Raw genomic sequence first — 13,124 nt, 5'->3', positions numbered from 1 at the left:
TGCGCGCCGCGGTCCTGCCAGTCAATGCGCCATCAGAACGGGGATCACGGCGTTTTCGAGCATCGAGCGGGTGACGCCGCCAAAGACGCGTTCACGCATCCTGGAGTGGCCATAGGCACCCATGACGATCATATCGGCCGCCACATCCGACGCGAACTGATTGATCACGTCGTCGACCCGATGTCCGCCGCTCGGCAGTCGCTCCACGGTGACTGAAACGCCATGTCGCGCAAGATAGCCGGCGATATCGGCGCCCGGTTCCTCGCCGTTCTTGCCATAGGCGGAACGCGGATCGACCATCGTCACGTAGACGATCTCTGCTCCAATCAACATATCAAGCGCTTCCCGCACCGCTCGCGCGGCTTCCAGCCTGGAGTTCCAGGCAAGCACCACGGTCTTCGGATCAAGCCGTGCCGTCTTGCCCTCTGGCATGATAAGGACCGGCCGCGCGGAACTGAACAGCGTCCCGTCTATGGTGCGTGAACGCAGCTCCGGGTCCAGCATCAGTCCATCGCCGACCAGCGTCAGGTCCGCATAGCGGGCGCGTTCACCGATCTCGTCATCGGCCCAGGCAACCTCGGTGTATTTCGTCTCAATGCTGAACGAGATGCCTTCCCTGGTGAGGATGTCTCCTGCTCGTTCCACACAGGACTCGAGCTTGTCGACATCGCGCTGCCGCTCGTTCAACCAATCGATGGAGATGGCGGCGGCAAAATCGCCGATCGGCGGTGCGGCGGCGAGCTTGACGATCAACAGGGAGAGGTGGGCGTTTGCCGATGCGCAGACTTGTGCTGCCGCACGCAGATGCTCTTCGGAATGATCGACGCCGACGACGGCGAGAATGGTCTTGTATGTCATCGCGTTTTTCCTCGTGACCAGATTTGGGTTCTGGATCAGCGTAGGGAAAAGCGCGCCCGGAGGCATTGATCCCCGTCAACAGACGTTGCGGAGATGAGCGTATGATTCCGAGAGAGTTTTGCGCTCTCGCGGCCACGACCTTTTGCGCCTGCGAGAGCGGGGGGAATGGACAAATACGGTCGTCACGCGCTCCGGCGCGCGACAAGAGGCACGTAGTGCTCGAGTTCCGGTGCCGGGAACTGAAGCGTCGCGTTGATTTCCGCCGAACGGTAGAGGCCCATCAGCATCTCGACGACGGCAAGCCCGTCCTCAAAGGTTTCGAGCGGCTTTTCACCCTTGCGGAAACACTCGACCATGTGACGGTTTTCGTCGGTATAGCCGTAAACGCCCGCCTCGTCCTCCAGCACCGGCATCAGCCCCTGCTCGGCGTTCTGCTTCTCGACAAGATCCTCGCCTTCCGACCCCTTCACCTCGCGCGACATGAAGATCTTCAGGCCCGTCGAGAGTGAATTGTACTCGAGCGCATATTCAGGCCCGAGCAATTCGAGCTGGATGCGTAAGCCGGCGCCGACATAGGCCCAGGAGGTCGTCGCTTCGATCATCAGCTCGTTGCCGTCCTCATCTTCCAGCGTCACAGTGGCGCGGGCGAAATCCTCCGACGGTCGGTTGCGGTAGTCCACCTCGCTGCCGAAGCGCTTCCGCAGCTGTTCGGCATAGTTCGGCCGCGTCCATTTGAGGTTGGCGACCGTGCCGTTCACCGCCTTGATCTTCAGTGAGTTGCGCGGCGCGCCGGGCGCCGTGAGCAAGTAGCGCGCCACCTCGACACTGTGGCACATCATGTCCGAGAGCACGCCGCCGCCCTGCTTGTCGCCCTGCCAGAACCAGGGCTCGTGCGGACCGGCATGTTCCTCGGCCGCACGCGCGAGATAGGGCCTTCCGGTGGTGGAGGCGGCACGGCGCCAGATGATCTCCTTGCCGCGCAGCACCGGCGTGCAGAACACCTGGTTTTCGAGATAGCCGTGGTTGAGGCCCGCATCCTGGGCAAGCGACAGCATTTCCCGCGCCTCGGCGACGGTGCGGGCAAGCGGCTTTTCGCAGGCCACCGCAAAGACCTTGCTGCGACCGTCCTTGATTGCCTTGTGCAGCGAACGCATGACATCAAGCCGAGTGTAGTTTGGCGAAAGGATCCAGATCGCATCGACATCGTCGGCGGTCAGCAGTGCCTCCAGGCTCTCGTGCGTGCGGCAGGCGCCGAGACCGAGTGCTTCTACCTCCTTTGCGAACCTGTCCCGGTTTTCCGGCTTGCGGCTGAAGACGCCGGTGACCTCGACATTGCGCACGCCGATCATCGATTTCAGGTGGAAATGGGCGATGAAACCCGATCCGACGAAACCCACGCGCAGCGTCTGTTTCGGTAGCTGTGTCATTCTGTTCTCCCGGCTTGTCTGTTTCATCAGTCGGAGCGAGGTGCGCACGGAAAACCGCCCACACTTTCCCCATCCCGCTCTGGCTATTTCCGTGGCGGCGCAGTGCTGCCGCGAATGTTAAGAGTGGTCGGCAAGACAACCGCCGGCGGCCCGGCAACGACATCGTCGCCGGAGATAATGTTCAGAAGCAGGGACATGGCCGTACGGCCGATCTCGGTGCGTGGCTGGCTGACCGTCGTCAGCGGCGGATAGAAGGCCTTGCTGAGGTAAAGGTCGTCGAAGCCGACGACGGAGACGTCGCCGGGCACGTCGTGGCCGAGCCGCCGCAGCGCATGGATCGCGCCATAGGCCATCTCGTCATTGGCGACAAAGATCGCTGTCGGCGGCTCCGGCAGGGCAAAGAGGTCTGCGGCACAGGCCTCGCCGCTCTCGAGCAGGTAATCGCCGCGCACCTCGTAACCGCTAGGGATCGACAGGCCTGCGACCGCCATAGCGGCGCGGTAACCGTCGCGACGATGCATCGCCATCACCTCCGGCAAGGGCCCTGCGATGTGGGCGATGCGGCGATGGCCGAGCGATATCAGGTGCTCGACCGCCGCGCTCGCCGCCGCGACATTGTCGATCTGCACATGCGGAAAGGCTGCCGTCTCGATCATTTCCAGCGCGACGACGACGGGCAGATGCGAAAGATCGGCACTTTCGCCCGGCTGCGGCGGCGGAAGCTTGCCGGTCATCAGGATCATGCCGTCGGCATGGCCGTCGCGCAGCATGTTGAAATATTCAACCTCGCGGTCCGGGTCGTTCTCGGTATTGCCCATCAGGACCGCGTAACCCGCCTCGCGGGCGGTCGCCTCCACGCCCTTGAGGATCTCGAGATAGAAGGGGTTGCCGACGTCGCGCACGACGAGCAGTACCGACATCGACCGACGGGTCCTCAAGTTTCGGGCACTGACATTCGGCCGGTAATTGAGCTCGCGGGCAAGCTCGTGGATGCGCTTTCGCGTCTCGTCGGTCACCAGCGAGGAACCGCTGAGCGCGCGTGAAACGGTCGCGACCGAGACGCCGGCCTTTTCCGCGATGTCCTTGATCTTCGGCCGCTCGCTCATGCCCGCATTGCCCTCCCGCGGCCATAGAACAGCATGAGCAGCAGCAACGTCGCGCCGAACACCATCTGCCGCCCGGACTCATCGATGTTGACCGTCGTCAGGATGCCCTGGAGGATGACGAGCAGCACAGCACCCGCCATGGTGCCGGTATAGCCGCCCTTGCCGCCGGCAAGCGATGTGCCGCCGAAGACGACCGCGATGATCGACGACAGCATGTATTGCTCGCCGACGTTAGCGAAGGACGAACCGGAATAGCCAAGCAGGCAGAGCCCGGCGATCGCGGCGAACATGCCGGAGATCATGAACAGACCGACACGCATCGACCGCACCGGCACGCCGGCCATGTAGGCGGCATGCTCGTTAGAACCGATCGCATAGATGCGATGGCCGAAGACGGTGCGGTTGAGCATCAGCGCCATAAACAGGCCGATGGCGATCCAGAGCCAGATGATCCCGGGAATACCAAGGACGAGCGGCTGCGTGACGAAGGCGGAAAGTCCGGGTGCGGCGCGGCCCGAGGGAATGCCATTGCGGATCACGACCAGCAGGCCCTGCAACACGCCGAGCATGCCGAGCGTCATCACCAGCGGCGGAATACGAAGGAGCGTGACGCCAAGGCCGTTGAGCAAGCCGAAGAACGCCCCCGCAGCGAGGCAGGCAAGTACCGCCGGCAGGATGCCGCCATCGGCGCCGTTCATGACGTTGCCAGCGATGATTGCCGAGAGCGAAACAACACCGCCAACCGAAAGATCGATGCCCTCGCGCCCGCCGAGAATGACGACGTTCTGGCCTGCGGCAACGATGCCGAGCAGCGAGGCGACGATTAGCAGGCGCAGGATCTGGTCGGCCGAAGCAAAGCCCGGGGACAAGCTCTCGCCGAGGACCAGCAGCACGACGATCAGGACGAGTGCGACGACCAGCGGCTGCTTGAGGAACGCGACAACCGAACTCATGCGCGTGCCCTCCGGCCGGCGAGCACGCCTGCCATCAAGACGAACAGGATGGCGAGACCCTGAACGAAGTTCTGCCATTCCGACGGCGTGCCCATGAAGAACACCAGCGAATTGACGAGGCCAATTGTGAGTGCGCCCAAGAGCGATCCGACGACCGTCGCCCAGCCACCGGCAAGCGCACTGCCGCCGAGCACGACAGCCGCGACACTGTAGAGTGTCATCTTGCCGCCGACCAGCGGATCGCCGCTGGCCGTATCGCCCGTCAGGCAGAAGGCGGCGAGCGCCGAAAAGAGGCCGCAGAGCAGATAGCCCTTGATGCGCACGGCAACGACCGGCAGGCCCGTCTGGTAGGCCGCCTGCTGGTCGTCACCAACCGCCAGCAACTCGGTGACAATGCGTGTCCGAGACAGCAGAAAGAGCAACAAGGCGAGCGCCGCAAGCACGTAGAAGACCAAGGGCACACCGAGCAGGCGGCCGCCATAGGTCCGCCAAAAAATCGCCGGCGCCGGGGTGCCGGCAACAGGCATGACGTAGAGTGCGAGGCCGGTGAAGGAGATGCTGGTGGCGAAGGTCGCGACGATCGCCTGCAGCCGAAGGGCCGCAACGACGATGCCGTTGACCAGCCCGCAGGCAAGGCCGATCAGCACGCCGAGCGCGAGCGCGAGCAGCACCGCACCGGTACCGCCACCCCAACGTTCCATCAGAACGACGATCGCGACGTTGACCAGCGACAGCGTCGCCCCGGCCGAGAGATCGATGTCGCCGGCGGAAACGACATAGGTCTGCGCGATCGCCAGCATGATCAGCGCCATGTAGGTGCTGAAGAGGCCGGTCAGCGAACGGAAACTCAGGCTGTTGGGTGAGAAGAGGCCGTTCAGCGCCAGGAGGGCTGCGACGATGACCAGCGCCGGCAGGAAAGGATAACGCTCCAGCCAGGAGCGGAGGCCGCCCGCTCCTGATGATCGAATGTCTGTGGTGGTCGATGTCATCACGCGGCCTCGTATGCAGCCTGGTAGAGATTGTAGCGGGTGCGATCGTCGCCGGTCAGTTCGCGCGTCACCGAACCGCCGTTGAAGACGAGGATGCGGTTGGCGTTGCCGAGCAGTTCGGCATCTTCAGACGAATAGAGCAGGATGCCGAGCCCGTCTGCGGCAAGCTGCCGGATCAGCGCGAAGAGATCGGCCTTTGCCGAAAGGTCGATGCCCTTGGTCGGATCGTCGAGCAAAAGTACGTCGGGTCGGTCGATCAGCCAGCGGGCGATGATCACCTTCTGCTGGTTGCCGCCGGAGAGCGAATTGATCGGATGGAAGAGGTTCGCGAACTTGGTGTGCATGGCGTCAAGCGCCGGCATCGCCTTGTCCTTGAGCCTCGACGGGCGCGCGATCATCAGACGGTCGCGCAGGTAATGGATTGGCGTGACGTTTTCGATGATCGGCCGGCCGCTGATGACGCCGTCGCGGCCGCGGTCGCCGGAGACATAGGCGCAGCCGCGGCGGATCGCGTCGCGCGGGCTCTTCGCATCGTAGCGTTCGCCGCCGATCGTCACCTGGCCTGAGGCCACCGCGCTTGCGCCGAAGATCGCCCTCAGCAGCGCCGACTGGCCCTGGCCATGCAGTCCGCCGAGACCGAGGATCTCGCCGCGCGCGACGTCGAAGCTGACGTCGCGAAATCCCTTGCCGCCGAGGTTGCGAACGGAAATCGCCGCCTCGGCCTTTGCTGCGACAACCGCCGGCGCCGAGTATCGCGCCACCGGCATGTCGCTGGCGCCGCCAACCATCAGCCGGATAACGGTTGCCGCGTCGGTTTCGGAAAGATTGAGCGTCTCGATGGTCTCGCCGTCGCGGATGATCGTCACCCGGTCGCCGATGGCGGTGATTTCGTCCATGCGGTGCGAGATGAAGATGATGCCGCGCCCCTGGGCTTTCAGGCCACGCAGTATTTCGAAGAAGCGATCGACCTGGGCGCGGTCGAGCGCCGAGGTCGGTTCGTCAAAAATCAGGATCGGCGCTTCGCTCGCGAGCGCCTTCATGATTTCGACCAGTTGCCGCTGATCGGCGCGCAGATTACCGACAAGCGCCTGCGCATGGAAACCTTCACCGGCGACCTCGGAAAACAGCGCGATGTAGCGCGCCGCTCGCGCCTTCAGCGCCGCCCTGTCGACGAACAGGCCAGCTTTCACCGGCAATGCCGAGAGGCAGATGTTCTCCTCGACGGAACGATGGCTCGCGAGACTGAGCTCCTGATAGAAGATGCCGATGCCGGCGGCACGAGCCGCTTGCGGGCCGGAAATCATCACCGGCCTGTCGTCGATCAGGATCTGGCCCCCATCGGGCCGCACGCTGCCGGCGATGATCTTGCACAGCGTGCTCTTGCCGGAGCCATTCGAACCCATCAGCACGTGCACCTCGCCCGCAGCGATCTCGAGGTCGCCGCGGCGTAGCGCCAGCGTCGCGCCGTAAGCCTTGCTCACGCCGTTCAGTCTCAGTTTCGACATCGGCTGTCGTCCACCATCTCGGTTTCTTGCTGCACCACCGCGCCTTGGCGCCGGCTTGGCTGCAGATGATTTCATGCCGAATACGGTCCTACCCTCGGCAGCCGTCGGCGGCATTGGTCGCCGGGCAACTCCGATGTGAGCTGCCCGGCGAACTAGAGGTTACTTGAACAGCGCCGTGGCGTCGTCGATCGACAGCGCGTTGGTGTAGGAGTAGTAGCCCGGCTTGCCCTCGAGCTGCTTGGCCGCATCACCAAGGTTCTTGGAATCGATGAACGGGATCGGCAGATACATGGCGTTCTTGTACTGACCGGCCGTTGCCGGCTCCTTCAGTTCCTTGCCCTGCAGCATCAGCACCGCGACGTTGAGCGCACTTGCCATGACGCCGGGCGGGTTGACCGTCGCGCCGGAGTTCAGCTTGTCCTTGACCCAGAGGTCGATGAAGTCCTTGCGAATTTCGCCTGTTGCGGCGATCTGGCCGGTCTTGCCGGCATCCATGATCGACTTCCAGGCACCGGCCGCCATGCCGTCCTGCACGACGACGCCGTTGATGTCAGGATAGGTCGCAAGGATGTTCTGCATCGCCTGCTGCCCTTGCGCCTGATCCCAGTTGGCGTTCACTTCGTTGACCACCTGGATATCCGGAAAGTCCTTGAAGACACTCTTGTAGCCGGCAACGCGCATTTCGTTGGCCGGATGGCCGGCGACGCCGTTGATGGCGACCACCTTGCCCTTGCCGCCGAGCGTATCGGCGAGCCACTTCGCGCCGGCAGCACCCCAGGCCGTCTGGTCGATGCCGACATAGGTCGCATCCGGCGAGGAGACTTCTGCATCCGTCGCGATCACCAGGATGCCGGCTTCCTTCGCCTGGGCGAAGATCGGATCGAAGGCCGTCGGGCTGTTGGGGTTGATGATGATGGCGTTCACGCCCTCGGCGATGAAGTTGCGCACATGCGCGATCTGCCCGGGCACGTCGACATTGGCGCTCTGGACAGAGACCTCGACGTCGACGCCTTTTTCCTTCCACTTCGCCGCGGCCTCCTTGGCCTCGTCGATCATCTGCGTGCGCCATTCACTGCCGACCCAGCCGTTGGACAGGCCGATCTTGAACGTCTCGGCGTTGGCGAAAGAAGCGGAGATAGCGATGGTAGCGACAGCGCCAAGCGCTGCGGCGATGAACTTCTTCATAAGATCCTCCCAAATCTTGCGAGTTCTATGAAGCCAGAAAATGTAATCGATTTCAACGGGGATTTTCAGGGATTTTTGCGGTGTTTCCGTTTTCTGTCCCCGGCCCTTGGCCCGACATTTCCGCAAGCGCCGCCGACAGCCGATGGAATGCGGCGGAGGTGCGGCCAATGCCCCTTGGCTCCCTCCTTCGGCTGTGCGACAGCAGGGGCAGAGGCGGCGACGATTCGTCGGAACCGCCAGCTGGAATGAAATGCAGGAATGAAGCCATGACATGAAGGCGCTGCGGGAAGGATCCCGATTGCCGCCGGAGCAACAGGCGGGCCGTTGCTCAAATCGCAACACTTCGTTGCTTGCCGGCCGGCTAGCCGCAATTTGCCCTCACCCCCTACTGTGAAATCTGGGCAAAGAACAACAACTGGCTCCCAACCAGAGGAGAACATCATGACCGGAAAAACCGGAGCCGCCTCGGGCGCGCTCTATCTGCACATCCTTGTGCTGGCGATCGTCATCGTCTCTGAGCTGATCGGCATCCAACGCCTTCCGATCGGCATCGGCACCGTCATCTTCCTGCCAATCCTCTACGCCTTTGCGCTCGGCATCCTCGTCAATCCCGCCATTTTCAAGGCCAGCGCCAAGTTTCTGTCGCGCGATGCGGTCAAGCTTTCCGGCGCGATGATCACCGTCGCCATCATGCCTTTCATCGCCAAGTTCGGAACGACCGTCGGCCCGCAGATCTCCAAGATCATCGAGGCCGGTCCGGCGCTGGTGCTGCAGGAACTCGGCAATCTCGGCACGATCCTCGTCGCCTTCCCGGTCGCCGTGTTTCTGCTCAAGATGGGCCGCGAAGCCGTTGGCGCCACCTACTCGATCGACCGCGAACCGAACCTCGCCTTGATCGCCGACAAGTATGGCCTCAATTCGCCGGAAGGTGCCGGCGCTATGGGCGTCTATGCCACCGGCACGCTGATCGGCACCTTCGTCTTCGCGATCATGCCGCCGATCGTCCACGGCCTCGGCATCTTCGACGTGCGTGCGCTTGCCATGTCCTGTGGCGTCGGCTCCGGCTCGATGCTGGCGGCCTGCACCGGCGGCCTCGTCGCCGCCGTACCCGACCAGAAGGACATCATTCTGGCGCTTGCCGCCGCCAGCAACATCCTGACCTATGCCACCGGGCTTTATGTCGGCATGTTCGTCGCGCTGCCCTTGACCGAGTGGCTCTACAACAAGGCTCGGCCGTCCGAGCGTCGCGCTCAAGCCTGATCGGGAGAGAGAACCATGGCCAACCAAACCAACACCTCCGCCAACTACGCAGACGATCTCCCGCTTGCCGCCGAAGACGAACGCAAGCTCGATGTCGTCGGCCATGCCGGCCTGCTTCTGATCGCCTGCGCCATCGGCCTTGTCGCCAACTGGGTCGGCACCGGCACCTCGCCGTTGACGGCGCTGCCGGGCATGGCGACACTTTATGTCGCCTGCATCATCGGCCTGGCGCTCGCCCGCTTCGTGCCCTTCTACCTGCCAAGCGTCGCCTGGGTTTCGCTGATCGCGATCCTCATCACCATCCCCGGCGTGCCGGGTGCTGCCTGGGTCAGCGAAAAGGTCGAGCACCTCAACTTCCTCGCGCTTGCGACGCCGGCGCTTGCCTATGGCGGCCTGGCGCTGACCGCGAGCGAATTCGCGATCGCCCGCCGCTCCGGCTGGAAGATCGTCATCGTCGCCATCTGCGTGATGATCGGCACCTATATGGGCTCGGTCGTCGTCGCCGACCTCTTCCTGCGCCTCGGCCAGTAATCGGAGCAATTCCAGGAGACGGGCGAAGTGTTTTCCTGGAACTGTGTAAAAGAAAACAGATCGGCCGGTCGTCAGGGTCGGCCGATTATCCCTCCATCGACAGGATGCAAACCATGAAACGCCACGACATCAGCCCCGAGCGCATCGAGGAAACGATCCGCTGGCGTCATCACCTGCATGCCTATCCGGAGCTTGCCTACGAAGAGCGGCAGACCGCCGATTTCGTGGCCGGCCGACTTGCCGAATGGGGCATCACGGTGAAGGATGGCTACGGCACGACCGGCCTTGTCGGCACGCTCACGCGCGGCACGTCGAAGCGCAGCATTGCACTGCGCGCCGACATGGACGCCCTGCCGATCGTCGAGACGAGCGGTGTCGCCTATGCCTCGAAGACACAAGGCAAGATGCATGCGTGCGGCCATGATGGCCATGTCGCGATGCTGCTTGCGGCTGCCCGGCAGGCGAGCGAGATGAACTTCGACGGCACCGTTCACTTCGTCTTCCAGCCGGCCGAAGAAGCAGAAGGTGGTGCGCGCGCCATGGTCGCTGACGGCCTCTTCCGCGACTTCCCGGCTGACGCCGTCTATGCGCTGCACAACTGGCCGGCGCTCGACGTCGGCTCCGTGGTCGCGCGCGACGATGCGATGATGGCCGCCTTCGGCGTCTTCGAGATCACCATTTCCGGCCGCGGCGCGCACGGCGCCATGCCGCACGAAGGTGCCGATCCGCTGGTCGCTAGCGCCCAGATCGTCACAGCGTTGCAGACGATCGCCAGCCGCAACGTCTCGCCGCTCGAATCCGCCGTCGTCTCCGTCACCCAGATCCATGGCGGCGACGCCTGGAACGTCATTCCTGAGAAGGCGGTCATTCGCGGCACGACGCGATGGTTCGACAAATCGGTCGGCGACATCCTGGAAAGCCGTATGCGCTCGCTGGTCACGGCGCTCGCCGAAGGTCTCGGCTGCAAGGCGGAACTCGACTATCAACGGCGCTATCCCGCAACAATCAACGACGCTGCGGCTGCGGCCCTCGTGCGCTCCGTTGCCGCTGAAGATGACGCCCTGTCGGTCGTCGATGCTCCGCCAAGCATGGCGGCGGAAGACTTCGCCTTCATGCTCGACGAGCGCCCCGGCTGCTACCTCTGGCTCGGTGCCCGGCGCGAGGGCGCAAATCCCGGGCTGCATTCGCCGCACTACGATTTCAACGACGCGATCATCGGTCAGGGCGTAAACCTCTGGACACGCCTGATCGCGACATCGCTTGGTCGTTGACCCCAAGGGGATTCCGTCGCATCCATGACCGCCATGGACGTACTCGACGCGAAAGCGCTCAGGATCTTTATGGCGGTTGCGCGCATCGGTTCGATCCGGGGCGCGGCCGAGCATATGGGGCTCGCCCCATCCGTCGTCAGCCGCCAGATCGCCGACACCGAGCGTGACATCGGCCTATCCCTGTTCGAGCGCACCGCCCGCGGTACGGTCCTGACCGATGCCGGCGAGCTGGTGCTTGAACACGGCAAGCGGGTGCTTGAGGACAACGGGCTGCTCGCCGAACAACTCGACCAGATCCGCGGCGTACAGCAGACCCGCATCCGCATTCGTTGCGGCGAGGGCTTCATGGCCGACCTAGTCGAAAACGGACTGTCCTCGTTCTCGAAGGCGCACTCCTACGTCCGTTATATCGTCGAGCTCGGCAGCACCGAGGAAGTGGTCGATGCCATCGCCAACAGCGATGCGGATATCGGCATCGCCTACACCCCCTTCACCGACCCGCGCATCCGGGCGCTGGCAATCGCCCGCCAACCGCTCTGCGTCATCGTGCCCACGGGACATCCGCTCTCGGAGCGAAGCGATCTGGCACTTGCCGATTGCCTCACCTCGCCTTGCGCCCTGCTCGGCAAGGGCAACGGTGTGACACAACTGGTGGCGCGCGTGGCGGCCGACGCGGGGCTGGCGCTGGCGCCGCTGCTCGAAACCCATTCGATCGAAGTGCTCAGGCGCTTCGTCGCCGCCGGCCTCGGCGTCACCTTCCTGCCGCGCACGGCCGTTGCCGTCGAAATCGGACGTGGGGCCATGCAGGCGATCGACCTCGCCGATCCGCTGCTGAGCGAGGCGACCGCCCATCTGATGGTGCGCGCCCACCGGCGCTTGCCGCTTTCGGTCGAAAAACTCGGCCGGCACCTGGCAGCCGAAATGCAATCCTTCCGCGGCTGACCGGCCGTCACGTACCGCACGCGCAGCGCTCCCTCGTGAACTGCCTCTGCAGGTCGCAGCAGGTGACGCGCTCGCCAATAGGCACGGGCGACGTTGCCAAGCCAGCAACGCATTGTACCAGGCACGCCGTCTACCGGCTCACTACCCCGCGTGCCACCCTCGTCCGATCATCAGAACCATACGAGGGTAGAACGGATCATGACGGCAGAACGAACGAGTGTTGGCGTGGTGGGATTGGGGGCCATGGGTCTCGGCATGGCAACGACGCTTGCGGCCAAGGGCTTCGCAGTCAGAGGTTTCGACCTTGCGCAAACACGGCGCGCGCTTGCGGCCGAAGGCGGCGTGTCCCCGGTTGCCGCACTCACCGAGGTCTTCTTCGACACCGATTTCATCGTCTTTTCGCTGCCGACCGCCAAGGACGTCGCATCCGTCGTCGAGGCCAATCTTGAAGCGCTGAAGGCGGCCGGCCGGCGTGTGGTGATCATCGACACCTCGACATCGGAGCCGGATGTCTCACGTGATCTCGCCGCCGCCCTTGCCAGCCTCGGCCATGGTTTCATCGACGCGCCGGTCTCCGGCGGCCCGGCCGGTGCGGCCAGCGGCAAGCTGACGATGATGATCGGCGGCAGCGAAGCGGACGTCGCCCTTGCCGGTCCGGTGATCGACGCGATGTCGGCGAAGGCCTTGCACGTCGGTGCAAGCGGTGCCGGCAACGTCGCCAAGCTCGTCAACAACCTGCTTGCCGCCGCCCATATGGTCACGACCGGCGAGGGCCTGAAACTGGCGTTGGCCGCCGGACTCGATGCGGAAGAGGCGCTGAAAGTGCTCAACGCCGCCTCCGGCAAGTCGATGATCAGCGAGGTGCATTTTCCGACCTGGGTGATGAATGGCCGTTTCGACAGCGGCTTCACCATGGGCCTGATGCGCAAGGATGTGCGGCTTGCGAGCGAACTTGCGGCACGCACCGGGGCCGACCTGCCACTCTCGGCTTCTGTCGCCAAGCTCTGGGCCGAGAGCCCGCTCGACAATGCCGAGGACTTCACCCGCATGGGCGCCTTCCGCCCCGCTAACGATAACTGATACCCAAGGGAACGACG

At 63.9% G+C, this 13,124-nt stretch carries 12 protein-coding genes; 5 read left to right on the top strand and 7 right to left on the bottom strand.

Annotation, left to right across the window (positions count from 1 at the left end):
* Positions 1 to 21 precede the first annotated feature (21 nt).
* The 7 genes from PWG15_RS20625 to PWG15_RS20595 all read right to left on the bottom strand — a co-directional run bounded on the left by PWG15_RS20625 (position 22) and on the right by PWG15_RS20595 (position 8,023).
* Entirely contained in the window at positions 22 to 858 is an 837-nt protein-coding gene (locus PWG15_RS20625) for a universal stress protein (RefSeq protein ID WP_275025822.1), read from the bottom strand.
* A gap of 182 nt (positions 859 to 1,040) precedes the next feature.
* Positions 1,041 to 2,285: a Gfo/Idh/MocA family protein gene (locus PWG15_RS20620; protein WP_275025821.1), complete on the bottom strand. Its 1,245-nt coding sequence runs from the start codon at positions 2,283 to 2,285 to the stop codon at positions 1,041 to 1,043.
* 83 nt (positions 2,286 to 2,368) lie between these two features.
* The gene (locus PWG15_RS20615) at positions 2,369 to 3,391 is read right to left on the bottom strand and encodes a LacI family DNA-binding transcriptional regulator (protein WP_275025820.1); all 1,023 of its coding nucleotides are present in this window, start codon (positions 3,389 to 3,391) and stop codon (positions 2,369 to 2,371) included.
* Positions 3,388 to 4,344: an ABC transporter permease gene (locus PWG15_RS20610; protein ID WP_275025819.1), complete on the bottom strand. Its 957-nt coding sequence runs from the start codon at positions 4,342 to 4,344 to the stop codon at positions 3,388 to 3,390. The genes PWG15_RS20615 and PWG15_RS20610 overlap by 4 nt, the downstream gene beginning before the upstream one ends.
* Positions 4,341 to 5,333, bottom strand: coding sequence for an ABC transporter permease (locus tag PWG15_RS20605; protein ID WP_275025818.1), 993 nt, complete (start codon positions 5,331 to 5,333; stop codon positions 4,341 to 4,343). The genes PWG15_RS20610 and PWG15_RS20605 overlap by 4 nt, the downstream gene beginning before the upstream one ends.
* Positions 5,333 to 6,838, bottom strand: coding sequence for a sugar ABC transporter ATP-binding protein (locus tag PWG15_RS20600; RefSeq protein ID WP_275025817.1), 1,506 nt, complete (start codon positions 6,836 to 6,838; stop codon positions 5,333 to 5,335). The genes PWG15_RS20605 and PWG15_RS20600 overlap by 1 nt, the downstream gene beginning before the upstream one ends.
* A 159-nt stretch (positions 6,839 to 6,997) precedes the next feature.
* Positions 6,998 to 8,023, bottom strand: coding sequence for an ABC transporter substrate-binding protein (locus PWG15_RS20595; RefSeq protein WP_275025816.1), 1,026 nt, complete (start codon positions 8,021 to 8,023; stop codon positions 6,998 to 7,000).
* A 441-nt stretch (positions 8,024 to 8,464) separates the two neighbouring features.
* Between PWG15_RS20595 and PWG15_RS20590 the strand changes: the two genes are divergently transcribed.
* The 5 genes from PWG15_RS20590 (at position 8,465) to PWG15_RS20570 (ending at position 13,107) form a co-directional block, all read left to right on the top strand.
* Complete coding sequence (locus tag PWG15_RS20590; protein ID WP_057251778.1) at positions 8,465 to 9,283, top strand: DUF3100 domain-containing protein; 819 nt, start codon at positions 8,465 to 8,467, stop codon at positions 9,281 to 9,283.
* 15 nt (positions 9,284 to 9,298) lie between these two features.
* Complete coding sequence (locus tag PWG15_RS20585) at positions 9,299 to 9,814, top strand: hypothetical protein (protein WP_275025815.1); 516 nt, start codon at positions 9,299 to 9,301, stop codon at positions 9,812 to 9,814.
* Between the two features lie 113 nt (positions 9,815 to 9,927).
* Entirely contained in the window at positions 9,928 to 11,085 is a 1,158-nt protein-coding gene (locus PWG15_RS20580) for a M20 aminoacylase family protein (protein ID WP_275025814.1), read from the top strand.
* A 24-nt stretch (positions 11,086 to 11,109) separates the two neighbouring features.
* Positions 11,110 to 12,027, top strand: coding sequence for a LysR family transcriptional regulator (locus PWG15_RS20575; RefSeq protein ID WP_275025813.1), 918 nt, complete (start codon positions 11,110 to 11,112; stop codon positions 12,025 to 12,027).
* A 198-nt stretch (positions 12,028 to 12,225) separates the two neighbouring features.
* The gene (locus PWG15_RS20570) at positions 12,226 to 13,107 is read left to right on the top strand and encodes an NAD(P)-dependent oxidoreductase (protein WP_275025812.1); all 882 of its coding nucleotides are present in this window, start codon (positions 12,226 to 12,228) and stop codon (positions 13,105 to 13,107) included.
* Positions 13,108 to 13,124: the final 17 nt, after the last annotated feature.

Origin of the sequence: Ensifer adhaerens (assembly GCF_028993555.1) — a bacterium.
Classification (GTDB): Bacteria; Pseudomonadota; Alphaproteobacteria; order Rhizobiales; family Rhizobiaceae; genus Ensifer; species Ensifer adhaerens_I.
This window is presented reverse-complemented; position numbering and strand designations above follow the sequence as displayed.

Coding starts and splice junctions, on each gene's coding strand:
- PWG15_RS20625 (WP_275025822.1), bottom strand. CDS start 858: ATGACATACAAGACCATTCTCGCCGTCGTCGGCGTCGATCATTCCGAA.
- PWG15_RS20620 (WP_275025821.1), bottom strand. CDS start 2,285: ATGACACAGCTACCGAAACAGACGCTGCGCGTGGGTTTCGTCGGATCG.
- PWG15_RS20615 (WP_275025820.1), bottom strand. CDS start 3,391: ATGAGCGAGCGGCCGAAGATCAAGGACATCGCGGAAAAGGCCGGCGTC.
- PWG15_RS20610 (WP_275025819.1), bottom strand. CDS start 4,344: ATGAGTTCGGTTGTCGCGTTCCTCAAGCAGCCGCTGGTCGTCGCACTC.
- PWG15_RS20605 (WP_275025818.1), bottom strand. CDS start 5,333: ATGACATCGACCACCACAGACATTCGATCATCAGGAGCGGGCGGCCTC.
- PWG15_RS20600 (WP_275025817.1), bottom strand. CDS start 6,838: ATGTCGAAACTGAGACTGAACGGCGTGAGCAAGGCTTACGGCGCGACG.
- PWG15_RS20595 (WP_275025816.1), bottom strand. CDS start 8,023: ATGAAGAAGTTCATCGCCGCAGCGCTTGGCGCTGTCGCTACCATCGCT.
- PWG15_RS20590 (WP_057251778.1), top strand. CDS start 8,465: ATGACCGGAAAAACCGGAGCCGCCTCGGGCGCGCTCTATCTGCACATC.
- PWG15_RS20585 (WP_275025815.1), top strand. CDS start 9,299: ATGGCCAACCAAACCAACACCTCCGCCAACTACGCAGACGATCTCCCG.
- PWG15_RS20580 (WP_275025814.1), top strand. CDS start 9,928: ATGAAACGCCACGACATCAGCCCCGAGCGCATCGAGGAAACGATCCGC.
- PWG15_RS20575 (WP_275025813.1), top strand. CDS start 11,110: ATGACCGCCATGGACGTACTCGACGCGAAAGCGCTCAGGATCTTTATG.
- PWG15_RS20570 (WP_275025812.1), top strand. CDS start 12,226: ATGACGGCAGAACGAACGAGTGTTGGCGTGGTGGGATTGGGGGCCATG.